The sequence below is a fragment of the Curtobacterium flaccumfaciens UCD-AKU genome (assembly GCF_000349565.1).
Taxonomy (GTDB): domain Bacteria; phylum Actinomycetota; class Actinomycetes; order Actinomycetales; family Microbacteriaceae; genus Curtobacterium; species Curtobacterium poinsettiae.
Map to the genome: position 1 here is coordinate 301,437 of NZ_KB714628.1, position 19,482 is coordinate 320,918.

Consider the following 19,482-nt stretch of genomic DNA (forward strand, 5'->3'; position numbering starts at 1 on the left):
CGGTCGTTCTGGCGTCCGGCGGTCGGTTCGGTCGTCCGGACGGGAGGCACGGATCGCGTCGCCCGGTCGGCGCGCGTTCCGCGGGCGGCTGGCCCTAGTGCATGTACAGGCCGCCGTCGACGTTGAGCGTCTGGCCCGTGACGAACCCGGCGTCCTCGCTGATCAGGTACGCGATGGCGGCAGCGATGTCCCGCGGGGTGCCGATGCGCGGCAGCACGCCGTCGGCGGCCATCTCGGCCTTCCGCTCCTCGGACAGGGTGCCGCCCATGATGTCGGTGTCGATCGGACCGGGGGCGATCGCGTTGACCGTGACGCCGCGTGGGCCGAGCTCGCGTGCCAGACCACGGGTGAGGCCGATCACGCCGGCCTTCGCCACCGTGTACGGGGTCTTGCTGAAGGTGCCGCCGCCGCGCTGGGCGGAGACCGACGACAGGTTCACGATGCGCCCGTAGCCGGACCGCACCATCGACTCCGCCGCCCGCAGGCTGGCGAAGTGCACGCCGTCGAGGTTGATCGACAGCACACGGTGCCACTCCCCCTCGGGCAGGTCGAGGTAGGCGTGCGCGGACGAGACCCCGGCCAGGTTCACGAGCGCGGTGATCGGCCGGAGTTCGGCCTCGATCGTGTCGAAGGCCGCACGGACGGCGGACTCGTCGGCGACGTTCGCACCGACACCGACGGCCCGCACGCCGTGCTGTTCGCGGATCTCGGCGGCGACCTGCTCGCTCGCCGTCTGGTCGAGGTCGACGATCCCGACGTCCCATCCGGCCTCGGCCAGGTGGTGGGCGGTGGCGCGGCCGATGCCCCGCGGTGAGGCGGCCCCGGTGAGGACGACGGTGCGGGTCTGTTCGGTCTGGGGGTTCTGCGTGCTCATGGTTCGTGCTCCGGGCTCAGTGGATCGGTGCCGGGCCGAGCTCGTCGAGGAGCTTCTGCATCGCGACGTACGCCTTGTTCCGGTAGGCGACGAGCTCGGGCGTGCGGTCGGCCGGCACCTCGAGGTACCCGGCGCCCGACTTCGTGCCGAGCTCACCTGCGTCGACGTGCTGCTGCAGCGACGGCGGGGTGGCGAAGCGCTCGGGCCAGCGGGTCTGCAGCGACTCGAAGCAGAAGGCGTAGACGTCGAGCCCTGCCATGTCGGCGATCGCGAACGGGCCGAAGAACGGCAGGCGGAACCCGAACGTGGTCCGCACGATGGTGTCGATGTCGTCGGGGCTCGCGATGCCCTCGTCGGCGATCTTCGTGGCCTCCTCGAACAGCGCGTACTGCAGGCGGTTCAGGACGAACCCGGTCGAGTCCTTCACCCGTGCCGACTGCTTGCCGGTCGCGGCGACGACGGTCTCGCCGACCTCGATCGCGTGCTCGTTGGTGGTCGGGTGCGGGATGAGCTCGACGCCGGGGATGAACGGAGCCGGGTTCGAAAAGTGCACGCCGAGGAACCGCTCCGGGCCCACGACGGCCTCGGCCAGCGACTCGATCAGGATCGTCGAGGTGTTCGAGCCGATCACGGCGTCGGGGCGGGCGGCCTCGCTGATGCGGCGGAGCGTCGCGTGCTTGATCTCGAGCTTCTCGGGCACGGCCTCCTCGATGAAGTCCGCGTCGGCGACGGCGGCCTCGATCGACTCGGCAGCGCTCAGGTGTGCGCGGACCCGATCGACGGCGTCCTCGGGGAACAGCCCGTCGGCGACGAACTGCGCAGTCTCGGTGAGCAGCCGCTCCAGGTTCTGCTGGGCGATCTCGGCCGAGACGTCGGCGATCCGGACCGTGTGGCCGGCGAGGGCGAGGACCTGGGCGATCCCGCCGCCCATGTAGCCGGACCCGACGACGGCGATGTCGAGGGTGCTCATCGGATTGCTCCTTCGGTGCTGGTTGCTGCAGTCGGGGTCGCCGTCGCGTCGAGCTTCGTCGTCGCGAGGACGGATCGGATGTACTGCTGGTTGGTGGCGCAGACGCCGAGGCTGTCCCCGCCGTACTGCTCGGTCATGACGATCCCGCGGAACCCGTCGGCGACGGCGTCGCGCAGGACCTGGCGGTAGTTGATGAGGCCCGTCTCCATGGTGCTCGGCGCACTCGTCGCCCAGCTGCCGTCGCCGGCCTCGTCACGCGTGTAGTTCTTCACGTGCAGGTAGTTCGTGTGCGGCATGGTCTTCGCGAACAGCTCCCGCCAGTCCTCGACCGGACGGTGCAGACGGATGAGGTTGGCTACGTCCGCGTTCAGGCCGACGTTGTCGAGCCCGATCTCCTCGACCAGGCGGACCGCGCTGTCGGCAGTGCCGAGGTACGTGTCCTCGTACAGCTCGAGCGCCATCGGCAGCCCGACGCTCGCAGCGTGCTCGCCGAGCTCCCGCAGTCGCTTGACCGCGGCGTTCCAGACCTCGGGGTCGTCGGGGTCCTTCGGGCCCGGCGCCGTCCAGAACCACAGCGCCCGCTTCTGGGCGTCGGTGAACGGCTGGTGCAGCCCGGTCGAGAACACCTGCATGCCCCACTCGGCCGCCGCGTCGATCGTGCGGTGGGCGTAAGCGAGGTTCTCGTCCTCGTGCCCGGGCTGGATGACGCTCTTGCGCTGCAGGTGCACCGACGGGATCCCGATGCCGTGCGACTTCGCGACGGCGAACAGCTCGTCGCGGCGCGAGGCTTCGAGGTCAGCGGGCCGGATGTGGCTGTCAGCGAGTTCGGCCAGCGAGAAGCCGACGGCCTCGATCTGCCCGAACACCTCGTCCCACACCTCGGCGGGGGCGTCGTGGAATGCCGTCCCGTCGCGGGTGACCTGCGCGAACCCGTGCAGGCACGCGGCGACCGGCCAGGTCTCCGACGTCCAGGTGGTGGGGTCCCAATCCTGGTCGACCCAGTCCTGTGGAGTGGTCACGGAATGCTCCCTTGCATGTCGTGGTGGTTCAGCCTTGAACCTCTTTCCTATAGGAAAGATACTCGCACGACGCCGGAACGCAACCCCTCCGCCTCAGCTCGTGTGGGACGCGTCCGCGCGCGAACGCAACCGGACGGCGTCGATGTGGAGCCGCATCGCGGCGACGGCCGACGTCGGGTCCGCAGCGAGCGCCTCCAGGATGGCCCGGTGTTCCTGGACCGCACGATCCGTGTCGTCCCCGCCGCCCTCGACGATCTGCCGCATGCGGTGCACGCGCGTCGTGATGATCTCGGACATCTCCTCGAGGAACGGGTTCCGTGTCGCGTCGAAGATCAGCTGGTGGAACTGCCAGTCGCTGCGGAAGAAGCGGGCCATCAGCTCTTCCGGCGCGTGCGCAGCACCGACGGACGCGACCTCGGCGGCCACCGCCGCCTGCTCGTCGAGCGCTGCCGCCAGCCGCTCGCGCAGGCCGTCGACGTCGCCGCGGGCCGCGAGTTCGACGGCGCCGCTCTCGACGATGAGCCGGGCGTCGAACAGGGCCTCGAGCTGGTCGCCGGCCAGGGGCGGGGAGACCCGGTACCCCTTGTTCGCTTCACGGGTGACGAGGCCGGTGCGTTCGAGTTGCACCAGGGCTTCGCGGACCGGGGTCGGCGAGACCCCCAGCGAGCGAGCGAGGCCGTCGATCGACAGCCGCATGCCCGGTTCGACGTCGTGACCCATCAGGACCTCGAGCACCCGGTCGTAGACGCGGTCGCGCAGGCCGAGCTGCGTGATGCGCTCCGTCCCGAAGCCGGGCATGGTCGTGGACATGGGTCGATCCTAGAGAATCCACGACTCGGGCTGAGTGCGAGGGCTCCGACCAGGCTGCGCTGCCATCGGCCCCCCACTCTTGCGAAATCGACTCACCCGCATGATCGGGCTCACGATGGACTTGCTCGCAGACATTGCGGCCTTCCAGTCCCCTTCACCTGATCGACCATGCGCCCTTGCCCCGACACGACGCCCGAATGTCGTGGTTTCTCCGTCAAAGGCCGCTCACGTCCTAGTTCGTCAGGACAAGGAGGATCAGCGCCACCCCGTCGATCAACGCGACGATGATCCCACTCCAGAACCATCGCCCTCCGGCTCCGCGATGGAGCTTTCCGTCGCGCCATCCTTCTGTGGAAATTGTTCGCTGGACACCCACTCCAACGAGCACCAGTGCGCCGACTGCAATAACCAGCAGGACTGTCCATGTGATCCAAAAGCCCGACATGTTGCGGCCCTCCTAGCCACGCGGCAGGTACTTGATCAGCTTGCCGGCGATGCCACCGCCGAAGCCTCCAATAGCCCCGCTTACCGTTCCTTCGAGTGCCGCCTGCCCATAGTTATCTCCACCTTCAACTGCTTCCTGGGCGATACCGCCAAAACCTCCGAACACTCCACCCAAGACCACTCCACCCACCAAGCAACCGATTCCTGCGGTTGACGCGCAAACTGCGGCGGTCCCGACGGCAGCGATTGTCGCCACACCCGCATTGACGGCCGCTCCCCCGACGCTACGACCCGAGGAATCTGACTTATTGATGGGGTCAGCTCCCGCGAACGCGTAGCGGTTGGCATTACTCGGGCTGAGGGGCGCGTCGAGAGTGTCACGTTCGATCCACCCGCCCGTGACGCTGGACTGCCAGCGGTACCCGAACTTGGTGAGCCCGTTGTCGGTGCTGGACGAGCGGAGACCACTCTTGAACCCGTAGGGGTTCTGCTTCCACTGCGCGCTGTCGCCGCCGACGGTGACGGTTTCGACGCCGTACGGGTCGTACGAGACGGTGTACGCGGTCTTGCCAGTGTCAGCGATCGCGGCGACAGGGTTGCCGGTGCCGTCGATGACCCACATGCTCGTGGTGCCGTCGGTGGTCTGCAGGTCCAGCGGCTGCCCCGTGCCCGGGTCGCTGATTTGCCGGTGCTATGCAACGCTATATCTCGGTGAGCACCCAAACCATCAGCGATGCTTAGTGCGACTTGGGAACGCTAAGCCTATCGCAAAATATCCGAGGAGAGCAGCACTCACTACGGCTAGGGAGCCACGCCATAAACTACCCTCTACGAAAGAAAGCACAGCGTAAATTCCAATGATCACGGCCGCTACGCCCATCACCCCAGCCACTAACTTCTGTTCGTTTTTACTTCGTGTCCTGTTGATGATTCACACCCCTATCGCGGGTTCAACCGCGGCCGAGTGATCGGTTGTCGGAGGAATCGAGGAGGATCGCTACACGGGTGAAACGCTCCGCGCGCGACTGCACCGTTCGATCGGGGGAGCAGCCGCGACGGCTGGCGCCCTCGCGTAGATCTGACCGTGGCGCTCGGCACGGGCGCGTCGGATCGCGGACTGTTGCCGGCGCCATCGTGTTCCTAGGGCTACGGTCGCGCGCAGGGGTCGCACCAGCTCCTGTGCGGACCGGAGTCGAGACGAAGCTCCTCCGGTCCGTTCCACACCCCAGTGGGGTCGCGCAGACCGTGCGGTGAACGACCGGCTACCGGACAGCCCAAGCCTTGATCGCTTCGGCGATGGTCGCACCGTCCTCACCCGGCGACCGCTGGACCAGTAGTGGAGGTCTCAACCGATGGAGCGGTCGCTCGCACCAACTACTGCGAATCGTCCGGTGTTAATTTGAGCACAACCAAGATGGGCGGCAAAACGGCTACTACGAAAGCGCCAAGAATGATCAGCGCAAACACTATGTCAACCTGTTGCAGTCCGACAATTAGTCCAATAACGAGGACACCCACAAGAGCAGGCGAAATCGCGACAATGCGATCGCGTTTCGGGTTGGATTGTTTTTTACTCACTATAACCTCCAGCAAGGGACGCGCCGAGCACGAAACCGGCACCGAATATTGCACCCAACGCAGTGCCGATTGCAGCCCCCGGTCCTGCACCTGGCCCACACCCAATTGCGATGGTGGCGATGCAACCGACCGCAGCCCCGATCCCCGTTCCGACGCCTGTTGCAAGAAGGAAGTCCGCTCCCGCCAGCCTCCAATTATAGAGGCCAGTCGGATCACTGCCGTTGATCGGATCGGCACCCGCAAAGGCGTAGCGGTTGGCGTTCGTTGAGCTGAGGGGTGCATCGAGGGTGTCGCGTTCGATCCATGCCCCAGTGATGCTGGACTGCCAACGGTAGCCGAACTTGGTGAGCCCGGTGTCGGTGTTGCTCGAGCGGAGCCCGACCTTGAACCCGTAGGGGTTCTGCTGCCACTGCGCACTGTCGCCGCCAACGGTCACGGTTTCAACGCCGTAGGGGTCGTAGGAGACGGTGTACGCGGTCTTCCCGGTGTCGGCGATCGCGGCGGCCGGGCTGCCGCTGCCGTCGATGACCCACATGCTCGTGGTGCCGTCGGTGGTCTGCAGGTCCAGCGGCTGCCCGTTCCCCGGGTCGCTGATGACCGACGCAGTCCCGGTGCCCGCGATGGTGCGGCTGGTGATCACGGGGACACCGTTGGAGTCGGACGTGCCATACGTGTAGTCGTACTCGGTTCCCCCGTCGGTGGCCTGCGAGAGCAGCTTGTTCATGTTGCCGCCGGCGTACTCGTAACGGGTGGTGACGCCGTCCTTCGTGGAGGACGTCATCTGCTGCGCCCCGTTGTAGGTGAACGTCTGCCCGGGCGCCTTCACCAAGTTGCCGACACCGTCGTACGCGTAGCCGTCAGAGGTGATCTGCCCGACGGTGTTGTAGGTCAGCGTCTGCGAGCTGGTGACGTCGCCGCCGCGCTTGGCGGTGAGCCGGTTCCCGGCCGCGTCGTAGGTGTACGCCCACGTGATGTTCGTCGCACCGCCGGCCTGCGCGGCCTTGGTGAGGCGACTGTTCGAGTCGTACGTGTACGTGGTGGTCTGCTGGGTGATGTTGTCCTTGACCCACTGGATCTTGTCCGTGGCGTTCGCACTGTTCGTCGCCGAGCAGTCGCCCCCGGCGTCGATCCCGGTGATGTAGCAGTACGTCAGGCTCACGACGGGCTTGGACGGGTCGTCGGCGTTCACGGCGCGAACACCGGTGACGTGGTCGGACACGCCGTAGGTGATCGTCTGGTGCGCCTGCCACGACGTCGGGTCCTTGGTCGGATCCGTGTTCTCGACAGCGCCGAGCCAGGCGTCGGTGCGGCGGCCGTGGTCGTCGTTCTTGTAGACCTGCTTCGCCGTACCGCCGTTCGCGGTCGGGTAGGTGGTGCGGGTCAGGACATTGGCGACGTCGTAGTCGTGCGTGACGGTGCCGTGGGCGTCGGTGACCTTGGCCGTGTTGCCGGCGAGGTCGTAGCCGTAGGACACGGTGCCACCGCCGGCGGTGTTCACGGTCGAGGTGAGCCGGTTCCGCTGGTCGTAGGTGTTGGTGATGGTGCCGGTCGCGGATTGCTCGGTGAGCTGATTGCCGTTCCCGTCGTAGGTGTTCGTCACCGTTGCGGTGCCGTCATCGAACGAAGTCGTCAGCAGCCGGTCGTCGTTGTCGTACGAGTACGTCGTGACGCCGCCGTCACCGTCGGTGTGGTTCTTCACACGGCCGAAGTCGTCGTAGGAGTACTTCTGTTCCCCGACCGTGTTGGCCGGCGCCGTGATGGCGAGCAGCTGGTCGTGGGTGTCGTACGAATACGTCGTCTTCCGATCACCGTCGCCGGGAGCCGTCGCGGACTTCACCGCACCCCACGCATACGGGTCGGTGCCCTTCTTGTTGTACTCGAGCTCTGCCTTCGCCGCCTCCGGACCGGAGCCGCCCGTGGCGGTCGACGTTCGGTTGCCGGGGCCGTCGTAGCCGTAGTTGGTCTCATTACCCGAGCTGTCGGTGACCTTTGACGGCAGGTAGGCAGCCGATCCGGAACCGTACGTCGCCGAGTTCTTCGTGCCCGCGCCGGACTCCGACTGCGTCAGCGACTGCTCGTTGTTCGCCCCGTAGGTGTTCTTCGACGTCGATGCGCTTGCGCCCGCGCCGACACTCGAGTTCTCGACGCCGTTGTTCGTGGACTTGTAGGAGCGGGACTGTTCCCGCTTCGCGGCGTCGACGACGTTCGTGACGAGATCGTTCCCGTCGAGGGTGTAGTTGGTGTACTTCGTGTCCGCCACAGCGACCGACTGATCGGACCGCGGGTCAGCAACCAGCGTGGTGGTGTCGTCCTTGAACGAGAATCGCGTCACAGCGGTCCCCGGCGAGCCGGCAGTGGTGTTGCGCTGTTCGACCTTCGTGACCCGGTCGGACGAGTCGTACGTGAACGCCGTCACGCCACCCTCGGGCGCCGTGATCGAGGTCAGGTTTCCGCTGGTGTACGCGAACGTGGTCTTCTTGCCGAGCGCGTCCGTGTACGTGGTGATGTCGCCGGTGCTGTTCTTCGTCCACGACATGCTCCGCGAGCTCGAGCCACTGGTCTGCGAGAACGTCTGCACACCGTTGGCGTACGACGAGTTCGCCGTCCGGGCCCCGGTGACACCCGCGGTCGAGACGAGGGACTTCAGGGTGAAGCCCGGCTCGTCGGAGTTGAAGCTGATCTGGTTCTTGTTCCGGTCCACGATCGAGGTGGGCTGACCCGCGAGGTTGAAGTGCGTCGTCGAGTTCGACGTCCACCCCTTCAACGTGTACTCGTGCGTCGTGCTGTTGTCGACGCGGGTCAGGGTCTGCTGCAGACCAGCCGGGCTGGTGAAAGCGCCCTGCGCCCCGGACGGACGGAACTGCCACGTCGTCCCGACGGCGTCCGTGTAGATGACACCGTCGGCGTTCGCGGTGAGGTCCCCAGCGCCGGCGAGGGCGTACTGCCACCGGTTCGCGTCCATCGTGTTGGTGTCACCGACGGTGGTGCTGCGCGAGTTGTACGCGGCGCCGATCGTGGTGTTCTCGGTCACTCCCGGCAGGCTCATCGCAGTCGTGCTGACCAGCAAGTTGCCGGTGCCGACGTCGACGGACGCGTTGGTCTGGTCCGTGATCGGGAACGGGAGTGTCGTCGCCGAGGTTCGTTTGCCGGTCCGGTTCGTCTCACCCGGGCCGCCGGGCAGCGAGTTGTACGCACCCTGCAGGTCCACGAGGTAGTCCATCGCCCCCTTGCCCATGTTCTTGATGCGGATCTTCCCGTTCGCCCCCACCGGAGCGACCACGGTGTTCGACACCTTCGAGGTCTTGTCACTGCTGATCGCCGACGAGGTCGGCTCAGCCGCACCATCGGCCCACATCTTCGCGTACGAGTCCGCACCGCTGTCGTTGACCGCAGTGAACGTCACCGCGGCAGCCGACAAGCCGCCCTCAACGGTCGGGGCGCCCTGGACGCCACCGACCTGCACCGTGAACGAGGCACCCGAAGCGATGCTCGCGGTCTTGCGGGTGTCGATGAGGCGACCGTTCAACGGGGTGAAACCACCGCCCGGGTTCGACTTGAGGAAGTAGCCCTGGATGTCGACGACGAGGTCGATCTTCCCGCCCTCCGCGGCGGTGTCGATGCTGAACTTCCCGTCGGCGTTCAACGCGACCTGCGCGTTCATCGCCGTCTCGAGGTCCTCATTCGAGTTGTAGTTGAGGACGCCGGTGCTCCGGGTCTCACCGGTGGGCGTCGGACGGACGTAGCCGGCCTTGCCCGATCGGTTGATGACGATGATGTTCACCGCGACCGCCGCGGCACCCTCGGGGATGCCGTTCGAGCCCGTCGCCTGGATCGTGCGCTGCGAACCCGCGGGGATCTGCCCCTGCGCGCCACCGATCCCGCCACGAGAGTCGAGCACGCGCGACGGGGACATCGCCACGAACCCACCGGCCGAGACACCGTTCTTCGTCGACGTGTAGTAGCCGGTGATGTCGATGATGACCTTCGACTGCGCCGTCTCGGTCCGCACCTGGATCGTGCCGTCGTCCGCGACCGCGAGCAGCCCGGTGTTCGACCGGTTCCCACCGACACCGGAGTTGTAGATCATCAGCAGCGTCGTCGTGTCGGCATCGTCGGCACGCATCTGCAGCTGCCCCGACCCCTTCGGGTCAGCGACCGTGACCATCATCGTCACGGCGCCGATCCCCGACGACGGGAGCCCGGCGGCTCCGGCGATCTTCACCGTGCGGAACGTCCCTGCCGACGTCGCACCTTCCAGCACGCGGGCGTTCGAAGGCATCGGCACGTACTGCCCGCCCGTCCCGGTCACCACAGCCTGTGCCGATGTCGGCTGCGACACCACCACCAACAACGAACCCAGCAGGGCGACCAACGCCACCACCGCCAGCATCACTCCACGAACACGACCGGACCACGACGCAGCGAACACGCTCAAGAAACCCCTCTTGCGGCTGCTGCAGCTCACCAGTCCCTGCGACGGTGCTGTGCAGCCACACAGCACGTTACGGAGCTTCGCTCACGCATGCTCCCCCACATCGGGGGGTCGATAGTTGCATGATGGAACCGATAAGACCGGCCCAGAAACACCGGGGTTCCGCGCCCCCACGGCGCCGGACTCGGAACGGTGATCTTCACGGGTACTGCAACGATCCGCGCGATCCGGACACCGGACGCGGGCTGCAGCCTCCCGAGCTGTCGGAGCAGGACGGTAACGTGCCGCCATGCACTGGGGGGACACCGGACTCGATGACGACCAGATCGCGTTCGTGCAGGAGACGCTCCACGATGCCGTCGTCGTGGCCGATGACTCGTGGGGGCTCCTCGACACCAGGGTCCTGCACATCCGCGCTGGCGACGACGGCTTCACCGTGAAGGCCTCCGGCCCGACCAACACGCACTTCCCCCGCGAGCTCGAAGCGCACCGCACCGCCACCGCCGCGCTCCGAGCGAGCGGGGACACCGGTGCCCTCGTCGCGGCGAACGAGGAGCACCGCGTCCTCGTGCTCGAACGCGTCCCCGGGCACCTCGCCCTCGGGACCCCGGACGAGCACGATCCAGACGTCCACCGTCAGGCCGGATCACTGCTCCGACGACTGCACGACCAGGACACCCGCCAGGACCCGACGTTCCTGCAGCATGAGCAGGCGAAGGCACTGGCCGCCCTCGACGCACCGCACCGGATCCCCGACGACGTGGTCGCCCGCGCACGAGCGGCACTGCGCGCGCTCCCGAACGACACCTCGACGCAGTCCCTCGTCCCGACCCACGGCGACTTCCACCCGCGCAACTGGATCGTCGACGGCGGCCGACTGCGCGTCATCGACTTCGGCCGGTTCGGCTGGCGCCCCGCGTCCTTCGACCTCACCCGCCTCGCGGTGCTGCACTGGCAGCACGATCCCAGGCTCGAAGCGGCGTTCTTCGACGGGTACGGCGACGATCCGCGCACTCCGGACGCGTGGCGCTGGCTCCAACTCCGCGAAGCAGTGGGGACGGCGACCTGGGCCTACGCGGTCGGCGACGAGGGCTTCGAGGCCCAGGGCCACGACATGCTCCACCGCGCCCTCGCCGCGTTCTGACCCGTCAGACCGGAACGCAGCTCACGGCACCCGCACGAACCGCGGCGCCCCACGGTCCCGCAGTCGGAAGCCGAGTTGCTGGTACAGCCCGATCGCCCCGGTGTTCCCGGCGGCCGCGTGCATCAGCGGGGTCTCGCCCCGCTCCCGGATCCCGTGCGCGACGGCGAGCACGAGCCGCCGACCGAACCCCTGCCCCCGGTACGCGTCGTCCGTGCACACCGCGCTGATCTCCGTCCACCCCGGCGGGTGCAGGCGCTCCCCCGCCATCGCGACGAGCCGCCCGTCCCGCCGGATGCCCAGGTACGTGCCGAGCTCGATCGTCCGCGGCAGGAACGGCCCCGGCTTCGTCCGCTCCACCAGGGCGGTCATCTCCGGCACGTCGTCGGGCGTCAGCACGACGGCTTCGTCGTCCGGCGCACCCTCGATCGCCTCACCGGTCAGCTGCACGCCGCCGGCACCCTCGACGAGGTCCCACCCCTCGGGCAGGACGGCAGCCGCACCGACGCCGAGCATCCCGCCCGACCCGAGCAGCGCCCGGACGTCCTCCCAGTCCTGCGCTGTGGGCTGCTCGGGGATCCCCGTCCACACCGACACGTCCGTCTGGTAGCGGACCACGTCGCCGCGCCGCTCGGCGAACCGCGCGTGGTGGCTGTTCAGTGCGGCCATCGCGGGGGCGTCGAGCATGCGCGTCGGGGTGCCGTCGTCGGCGATGGTCAGGTCGAGCGTCCGGAGCGCTTCGCCGCGGGAGTCACCACCACGGAACCCGAGGTCCTCGATCCGCCGACGATCGCCGTCCGCCCACCCGGCGGTGTCCGCGACGACGCCGGAGGCGTACTGGTTCGTGGCACGGTGGACGACCTGCTCGACGTCCGCTGCCGAGGCCACGAGGACCTCTCCGGGTCGCGTCAGGTCAGTGGTCGTCATCCCACCATTGTCCGCCCGCGGCGAGCGCCGCCGGCGCATCGTTGCACCCGGTGACGGCACGGTGCGAAGTTGACCACCCGGTGCGAGGAAACAAGCTCGCACCGAGCGTGCAACCTCGCACCACGAAGAACCCGCGCGCGCACCAGACCAGCACCGAGCACCCCGCCCCGCCAGGCCTCACCCCAGCCGCGCCGCCACGAACTCCACCATCCGCCGCACGAGCAGCGCCTGCGACGCCGCCCGCCGGTACTCGTGCCCCTCGCCCTCGAGCTCCAGGTACTCCACGTCGTGCGACCGCTCCCGCAGCGCCGCGACCACCTGGTGCGCCTCACCGATCGGCACGTTCGTGTCGAGCTCACCGTGCACGACGAGCAGCGGCGCCGTGACGTCGTCGATCGCGCGCATCGGTGACAGGGCCGCGAGCAGGGCTTCGTCCTCGACGGGGTGGCCGTACTTCGTCGCGGCAGCAGCCGCGATCCACGGCTCGGTGTCCCGGTAGAAGGTCGCGAAGTCGCTCATCCCGCACACCGCGACCCCGGCCGCGAACACGTCGGGCGTGAACGCCAGGGACGCCAAGGTCGCGTACCCGCCGTAGGAGCGCCCCTCGACGGCGACCCGGGAGCGATCGGCGTACCCGTTGGTCACCAGGAACCGCGCGCAGTCGACGACGTCGGCGAGCGCGTTCCACCGCAGCGCCAGGTCGTCGGCGTGCACGAACTCGTGACCGTACCCGGAGGACCCGCGGATGTTCGGCGCGAACACGGTCACCCCGGCGGCGGCGAGCGCCTGGTGCTGCGGCGAGAACGTGGGTCGCTCCTGCGACTCCGGTCCGCCGTGCAGGTGGACGAGCGCTGCGCGGCCGGGAGGCCCGACATGCGTTCCGACGTCGGCTCCTGCCACCGACGTGGCCGGCTCCACGGCCCGGTACAGCCAGCCGGTCAGCTCCAGTCCGTCACGGGCGGCGAACCGTTCGAGCGTCGGCTCGACCAGCTGCACGTCCGGCAGCGCGGGGACGTCGGTGACCCGGCTCCAGGTCAGCGCGTTCGTGTCGAGCCGCCAGAGTTCGCGCGGACGGGTCGGCCCCTCGACGGCGAGCAGGACGCTCCGGCCGTCGCGGCTGAGCACGGGGTCGGTGACGACGTACCCGGGCAGGTCCGGCACGGGGGTGCGCGAGGCGTCGTGCGTGTTGATGAGGTCGAGTTCACTGCGACCGTCGACGTTCCAGACGAGCAGCACGGTGCGGCCGGCGTCGTCGGCGTCCAGGTACTCGAGCTCGGCGTCGTCGCGCTCGACGATCCGCCGGGGTGTGCCGCGCCAGCCGTGCGGCCCGACCGGCTGCGCGACGAGTCCGCGGCGGGGCAGTCCGGCCTCGGTGGCGACGTAGGCGACGAGCGGGCTGGTCTCGCTCGCGGGCGAGGGCCGCAGGAACGCGATCTCGGCGGACCCGTCGGGGTCGTCCGCGAACAGGGCGTGGCTCTCGTCGGTCAGCCGGTCGACGACGACCACGAACTCCTGGCCGCGCTGCCCGTCGCTCAGCACGACGAGCCGTTCCTCCACTGACAGGTCGAGGATGTGGATGAGCTCCCCCACGGCCAGGTCGTCGCGGTCGCCGCTGACCGGGTCGACCAGGTACGCACGGGCCGGCTGCTCGGGCTCGGTCGAGGGCAGGGTGATGACGACCCGGTGGCCGCTGCGGCTCCACGGCCCGAGTTCGGCGTGCTGGTACCGCGAGCCGGCGATCTGCGCGGCGTCGGTGCCGTCCGGCCGCACCACCCAGACCTGCTGCTTCACGCCGCCGTCGGTCGCGATGGCGACGGCGAGCCACTCCCCGTCGGACGACCACGACACCCGGATCACGGGGTCGTCGGACAGCGCGATCCGCACCGGTTCCGGCAGTTCACCGTCGACGACGACGTCCTGCACGAAGACCTCGGGGGTGCCGTGCCGGTCGCTCACGAACGCCACGCGCCGGGCGTTCCGGGTCATGGTCGGTCCCCACGACCCCCAGGCGGCGGTGAGCTGCGCACCCAGGCCGGCCGCGGCCCTGGTGGTGACCGACGGCTCGACGGTGGCCGACGACGCGACGCCCTGCGCGCCTCCAGTCCGGACGGCACCCACGGTCACCGCACCCCCTGCTGCTGCAGCCACATCTCGATCAGGCCGAGCTGCCAGAGCGCGTTCGCGCCGATCGCGGTCCTGGTGCTGTTCGGGTCCTGCAGCATCCGCTCGACGGTGGCGGGGTCGAAGAGCCCGCGCTCCCGCGCCTCGGGGGCGTGCAGCGCGTCCCGGACGCGCTGCAGGTACGGACCCTCGAGCTGCCGGATGGCGGGGACCGGGAACGAGCCCTTGCTGCGGTCGATGACGGCGTCGGGCACGATCCCGCGCGAGGCGCGCTTCATCACGCCCTTGCCGCCGTCGGTGAGCTTCATCGACGGCGGGATCGCGGCGGCGAGCTCGACGAACTCGTGGTCCAGGAACGGCACGCGGGCCTCGAGCCCCCACGCCATCGTCATGTTGTCGACGCGCTTCACCGGGTCGTCGACGAGCATGATCGTCGTGTCGCTGCGGAGCGCGGCATCCACGCTCGTCTCCGCGCCCGGCCGTGCGAACTGGCGGTCCACGAACGCCGACGGGGTGTCGTCGTCGCTCTTCCACCGCTCCCCGAGCAGGCCCTGCAGCGCCGGCCACCGGCGGTCCATGAACACGGAGCGGTAGGCCTCGGCGGCCTGGTCGCGCGGCACGTCGGCGAGCGGCGGGTACCAGTCGTAGCCGGCGAGCACCTCGTCGGCGCCCTGGCCGGACTGCACCACCTTGACGTGCTGCGAGACCTCCTGCGACAGCAGGTAGAAGGCGACGCAGTCGTGGCTGACCATGGGCTCGCTCATGGCGGCGACAGCACCGTCGATGCCGTCGAGCAGCCGCGACGAGGGGATGTGGATGCGGTGGTGGTCGGTGCCGAAGTGCCGGGCGACCTGGTCGGAGTACTCGAACTCGTCGCCGGATTCACCACCGGCCGCCTCGAACCCGATGCTGAACGTGGCGAGGTCCTGTTGCCCGGCCTCGGCGAGCAGCCCGACCACGAGCGAGGAGTCGATCCCGCCGGAGAGCAGCACCCCGACCGGCACGTCGGCGACCATCCGACGCTCGACGGCGGTGCGGAGCGAGCCGATGAACGCCTGCTCCCAGTCCCGCTCGGACCAGTCCGCCCTGGCGGGGTCGCGCTCGAAGCGGGGCTCCCAGTAGACGGTGTCGTGCGCGGTGCCGTCGGGCTCGATCACCCGGACGGTCGCGGGCGGGAGCTTGCCGACGCCGGACAGGATCGTGCGGGGCGCGGGGACGATCGAGTGGAAGCTCATGTACGAGGCGAAGGCGACGGGGTCGATGGACGTGTCGATGCTCGACCCGTCGTCTCCTGCCAGGATCGCGGGCAGGGAGCTCGCGAACCGGAGCCCGCCCGGGACGGGCGCGACGTAGAGCGGCTTGATGCCCAGCCGGTCCCGCGCCAACACCAGCCGGCCGCTGGCGTGCTCCCAGATGGCGATGGCGAACATCCCGATCAGGTGGTCGACGAACCCGGTGCCCCACTCGGCGTACGCCAGGGCGATGACCTCGGTGTCCGACGTCGACGCGAACCGGTGCCCCTTGCCGTGCAGCTCGTCGCGGAGCTGCCGGTAGTTGTAGACCATCCCGTTGTAGGCGATCGTCAGCCCCGCCTCGGCCAGCACCATCGGCTGCGCGCCCGCGGTGGACAGGTCGACGATGGACAGCCGTCGGTGCCCGAGCGCGACCGGGCCGCGAGCCCACAGGCCGTCACCGTCCGGGCCGCGGTGCGTCATGCAGCCGGTCATCCGGGCGACCGCCCCGACGTCCGGCGCTCGGCCGTCGAACCGGATCTCGCCCGCGAGTCCACACATCAGCGCTCTCCCTCGGTGTCCGCCGGGGCGTTCCCGACGATCCACGTGTCCTTCGCGCCGCCGCCCTGCGACGAGTTGACGACCATGCTGCCCTCGGGTGCGACGCGGGTCAGGGCCACGTCGGCCAGGTGCACGTCGTCCGGTCCGGTCCCCGTCGCGTACACGAAGGCCCGCAGGTCCACGTGCCGCGGGTCGAGCCCGGCCGGTCCGATCGTCGGGTGCGAGGACAGCTGCACCACCTCCTGCCCCACCCACCCGGCGGGGTCCGCGGCGATCTCGCGCCGTCGTTCGGCGACCTCGGGGGCGCTCGCGCTCGGTCCGATCAGGACCCCGCGGCCACCCTCGCCGTCGACCGGCTTCGTGACGAGTTCGCCGACGCGGTCCAGGACCGACAGCCGTTCGACCTCGATGCTCGTGCGGTACGTCGGCACGGACGCCAGCAGGGGTTTCTCGTCCAGATAGTACCAGATCAGGTCCGGCACGGTGACGTACATCGCCTTGTCGTCGACCAGCGCGTTGCCCGGCGCGTTCGCCAGGTAGACGCGTCCTGCCTCCGCCGCGTCGAGGATCCGCGCACCGAGGTCGGGAGCGTGCTCTGCCGTCAGCGCGCTGACGTCGCGGTCGATCCGCAGGTACAGCCCGTCGAGCACGTCACCCGTCGTCGCGTCGACCACGCGTCCGTCGCGGACGTCCAGGTCGGACCCGGACACCAGGCGCAGCCCGGCCCCGTCGGCCAGCCTGCGGTGCTCGAACCACGCGCCGGCGGCGGGGCCGTCACTGACCAGCGCGATCACCGGGTCGGTCGCGCCCGTCACCGCGGTGGTGTTCGCGCAGAGGGTCCGGCGCAACCGGTCGGTCACGCCGTGCGGGTCGCGCAGGTTCGCCGGCCGCGGGGCGTCCGGCACGACGTCGTCCATCAGCTCGCGCAGGGCGATGCCGTACGCGACGCCCGAGGGCGAGCGGACGTTGTCCTCGAGCACCCGCCAGCCGCCGAACTCGTTGCGCACCAGGTCGAACCCGAGCACCGGCGCACGGACCGCGGTCGTTGGCAGCCGCGTGGCGTCCGGGTCCCAGCCCTTCGCACCGACGAAGTGGTCCGCGTCCAGCACGCCGTCGGCCACGATCCGCCGATCGCCGTACGCGTCGCGCAGGAACAGTTCGATCGCGCGGGACCGCTGCCCCAGGCCACGCTCGAGCTGCGACCACTCGTACGCGCTGATCGTCCGGGGCACCAGGTCGCAGCCGAACGCCTGCGCACCGCCGTCGACCACGAAGCCGACCTGGTGCTCGCGGGTCCAGGCGTCGCGGGCGGTGCAACGGTCGATCGCGGTCTCGGCGTCCCAGCCGTCGAAGAAGGCAGCCAGGTCACGGAACGCCGGTCGGGGTCGCGCCCCGGGGCCGACCGCCTCGTCGCCGGCACGGACGCGGTACCCGGGGAGCGGGACCACCGGGTCCTCGTCGCGTCCGGACGGCAGCCCCGCGGTGTCCTCCACCACCAGGGCGACGACGTCGTCGATCTCCCCGCGCTCGGCGTACGCGGTGCGCTGCCGATCGGTGGAGTTGCCGCGGGCCAGGGTGGCGTCGAGCAGCTCCGTCACCGTGCCCCAGTCGCCGAGCTCCTCGAGCTCCGGGCGCAGGCGGGACACGAGCTGGCGCACCGCGACCTCGGCGGGCAGGCGTTCGGGGTGCTGCCCGAGGCCGACCAGCTCGCCGCTCAGCCCGGAGCGGGCGGCCTGCCACATCGCCGCACGGTGCAGCGGTTCGCTGCGCGGGTGCCACTCGGCGCCGGACACGACCGACTTCTCGGCCTTGCGCACGGCGGCGCGGAAGAGTCCGGCGATGAGCACGGCGTCGTCCACCACCGGGGTCGCGTCGCAGACCCGAAGCTCGAGCGTCGGCGCGTGTGACGACGGTCGGACGTCGAAGTAGGCCATCTTCTTGTCGGCGATCACGCCCGAGGCGATCAGGTCGTCGAGCACCCGGTCGTACTCGGCGGCGTCCTCCACCGGGCCGAAGCTGCCGGCCGACGGCCACCGCTGCCAGATGATGCTCCGGAACGAGGCGTACCCGGTGTCCTGCCCGTTCCAGAACGGACTCGACGCGCTCAGGGCCAGCAGCACCGGGAGCACCGGCGCCACCCGCTGGGCGATCAGCACCGCCAGGTCGCGGTCGCTCACCCCGACGTGCACCTGCAGGCCGCAGATGAGCTGCTCGTCGACGAGCATCCGGTACTGCTCCTGCATCCGGCCGTACCGCCCGCCGGCGCTCAGCTCGAAGTCGGCGTACTCCGACCTCGGCGCGGTGCCGACGGCGGCGATCGTGACCCCGGCCGGGGCGATCGCGGCACTGAGCTCGCTGCGCAGGTCGACGATCACCCGCCGCAGGTCGTCGAGGGTCCGCACCACCGGGGTGTTCGTCTCGATCGTCGTGCGCTGCAGCTCCGCGCCGAAACGGTCGGTGGGCAGCTTGGGCAGAAGGCGGGGGGCCTTCGCGGAAAGTCGGCCGGACTCGAGGTCGATGAGGTGCAGCTCTTCCTCGGCGCCGAGCGTCAGCTCTGCACTCATGGCTGGAACCTACGCGAGACGCCCGTGCCGTGTCTGCCGCGGCACTCCCCCGACTCACACTCGTAACACGCCCGCGGGGTGCGGTCACGGCACCGTGCGACACTCACTCCGTGACCCAGACCAGGACCGGCCCCCGACACGAACACCGGGCACCGGTCGCCGCGGCGGTGCTGGTCAACCTGGCGGTCAGCCTGTTCCTGCCCGACGAGGTGCTGTTCTTCCCGTCGTGGGTCGTGCCGGTGCTCGGCGTCCTGCTGCTCACCCCGCTGATCGTCTTCAACCCGCGGCGCCTGACCCGCGAGACCACCTGGTCCCGGTGGGTGTCCTTCGCGCTGGCGGGACTGCTGACCGTCGCGAGCCAGCTCACGGTGATCCGGACGATCACCGAGTTGCTGGGCGGCCACGCGGACGGAGCGGCCGTGCTGCTCACCGCCCTGCAGGTGTGGGTGAGCACGATCATCGTGTTCGGGCTCGTCTACTGGGAGCTCGACCGCGGGGGTCCGGTGGCCCGGCGACGCCCCGAACTGTGGTCGAGCGCCGAAGCGGACTTCCAGTTCCCGCAGGAAACCGACCCGAAGACCGCCGACTGGCGCCCGGTCTACCTCGACTACCTCTACGTCGCGATGACGAACATGATGGCCTTCAGCCCCACGGACACGATGCCGATGACCGTCCGGGCGAAGATGATCATGGCGTACCAGGCGCTCAGCGGGTTCATCCTGCTGGCGCTGGTCATCTCGCGCGCGGTCAACATCATCAGCTGACACCGCGCTCCGGACCGGTGGAACCACGGACGGGAGGCACGGTGC

At 69.4% G+C, this 19,482-nt stretch carries 12 protein-coding genes; 2 read left to right on the forward strand and 10 right to left on the reverse strand.

Going from position 1 to position 19,482, the window contains the following annotated elements:
• Positions 1-94: 94 nt before the first annotated feature.
• From H489_RS31375 to H489_RS31400, 6 genes are all read right to left on the reverse strand, one after another.
• On the reverse strand, positions 95-874 hold the full coding sequence (locus H489_RS31375; RefSeq protein WP_017887783.1) for an SDR family NAD(P)-dependent oxidoreductase: 780 nt from the start codon (positions 872-874) through the stop codon (positions 95-97).
• 16 nt (positions 875-890) lie between these two features.
• The gene (locus H489_RS31380; RefSeq protein ID WP_017887784.1) at positions 891-1,844 is read right to left on the reverse strand and encodes a 3-hydroxyacyl-CoA dehydrogenase family protein; all 954 of its coding nucleotides are present in this window, start codon (positions 1,842-1,844) and stop codon (positions 891-893) included.
• The gene (locus H489_RS31385; protein WP_017887785.1) at positions 1,841-2,863 is read right to left on the reverse strand and encodes a sugar phosphate isomerase/epimerase family protein; all 1,023 of its coding nucleotides are present in this window, start codon (positions 2,861-2,863) and stop codon (positions 1,841-1,843) included. The genes H489_RS31380 and H489_RS31385 overlap by 4 nt, the downstream gene beginning before the upstream one ends.
• Positions 2,864-2,956: 93 nt before the next feature.
• On the reverse strand, positions 2,957-3,673 hold the full coding sequence (locus H489_RS31390) for a GntR family transcriptional regulator (RefSeq protein ID WP_017887786.1): 717 nt from the start codon (positions 3,671-3,673) through the stop codon (positions 2,957-2,959).
• 457 nt (positions 3,674-4,130) lie between these two features.
• On the reverse strand, positions 4,131-4,739 hold the full coding sequence (locus tag H489_RS31395; protein WP_031260109.1) for an RHS repeat-associated core domain-containing protein: 609 nt from the start codon (positions 4,737-4,739) through the stop codon (positions 4,131-4,133).
• 948 nt (positions 4,740-5,687) lie between these two features.
• Positions 5,688-9,917, reverse strand: coding sequence for an RHS repeat-associated core domain-containing protein (locus H489_RS31400; RefSeq protein ID WP_152427297.1), 4,230 nt, complete (start codon positions 9,915-9,917; stop codon positions 5,688-5,690).
• A 499-nt stretch (positions 9,918-10,416) separates the two neighbouring features.
• Here H489_RS31400 and H489_RS31405 point away from each other — a divergent pair, with 499 nt between their 5' ends.
• The gene (locus H489_RS31405; protein WP_017887788.1) at positions 10,417-11,271 is read left to right on the forward strand and encodes an aminoglycoside phosphotransferase family protein; all 855 of its coding nucleotides are present in this window, start codon (positions 10,417-10,419) and stop codon (positions 11,269-11,271) included.
• A gap of 21 nt (positions 11,272-11,292) precedes the next feature.
• On the opposite strand, the gene H489_RS31410 is transcribed toward H489_RS31405, so the two are convergent.
• The 4 genes from H489_RS31410 to H489_RS31425 all read right to left on the reverse strand — a co-directional run bounded on the left by H489_RS31410 (position 11,293) and on the right by H489_RS31425 (position 18,673).
• Complete coding sequence (locus tag H489_RS31410; protein WP_017887789.1) at positions 11,293-12,195, reverse strand: GNAT family N-acetyltransferase; 903 nt, start codon at positions 12,193-12,195, stop codon at positions 11,293-11,295.
• 177 nt (positions 12,196-12,372) lie between these two features.
• The gene (locus H489_RS31415) at positions 12,373-14,343 is read right to left on the reverse strand and encodes a S9 family peptidase (protein WP_200860524.1); all 1,971 of its coding nucleotides are present in this window, start codon (positions 14,341-14,343) and stop codon (positions 12,373-12,375) included.
• Entirely contained in the window at positions 14,316-16,109 is a 1,794-nt protein-coding gene (locus H489_RS31420; protein ID WP_017887791.1) for an N-acetylglutaminylglutamine amidotransferase, read from the reverse strand. Before H489_RS31420 ends, H489_RS31415 begins: the two co-directional genes overlap by 28 nt.
• Positions 16,109-18,673: a carboxylate--amine ligase/circularly permuted type 2 ATP-grasp protein gene (locus H489_RS31425; protein ID WP_017887792.1), complete on the reverse strand. Its 2,565-nt coding sequence runs from the start codon at positions 18,671-18,673 to the stop codon at positions 16,109-16,111. Before H489_RS31425 ends, H489_RS31420 begins: the two co-directional genes overlap by 1 nt.
• A 110-nt stretch (positions 18,674-18,783) precedes the next feature.
• Here H489_RS31425 and H489_RS31430 point away from each other — a divergent pair, with 110 nt between their 5' ends.
• Positions 18,784-19,437, forward strand: coding sequence for a DUF1345 domain-containing protein (locus tag H489_RS31430; RefSeq protein WP_031260112.1), 654 nt, complete (start codon positions 18,784-18,786; stop codon positions 19,435-19,437).
• The last annotated feature ends 45 nt before the right edge of the window (positions 19,438-19,482 follow it).

Bases quoted from the DNA above. Each gene is read 5' to 3' on its own strand.
- H489_RS31380 (WP_017887784.1), bottom strand. From the start codon at position 1,844: ATGAGCACCCTCGACATCGCCGTCGTCGGGTCCGGCTACATGGGCGGC.
- H489_RS31425 (WP_017887792.1), bottom strand. From the start codon at position 18,673: ATGAGTGCAGAGCTGACGCTCGGCGCCGAGGAAGAGCTGCACCTCATC.
- H489_RS31405 (WP_017887788.1), top strand. From the start codon at position 10,417: ATGCACTGGGGGGACACCGGACTCGATGACGACCAGATCGCGTTCGTG.
- H489_RS31375 (WP_017887783.1), bottom strand. From the start codon at position 874: ATGAGCACGCAGAACCCCCAGACCGAACAGACCCGCACCGTCGTCCTC.
- H489_RS31395 (WP_031260109.1), bottom strand. From the start codon at position 4,739: ATGTGGGTCATCGACGGCACCGGCAACCCTGTCGCCGCGATCGCTGAC.
- H489_RS31420 (WP_017887791.1), bottom strand. From the start codon at position 16,109: ATGTGTGGACTCGCGGGCGAGATCCGGTTCGACGGCCGAGCGCCGGAC.
- H489_RS31410 (WP_017887789.1), bottom strand. From the start codon at position 12,195: ATGACGACCACTGACCTGACGCGACCCGGAGAGGTCCTCGTGGCCTCG.
- H489_RS31390 (WP_017887786.1), bottom strand. From the start codon at position 3,673: ATGTCCACGACCATGCCCGGCTTCGGGACGGAGCGCATCACGCAGCTC.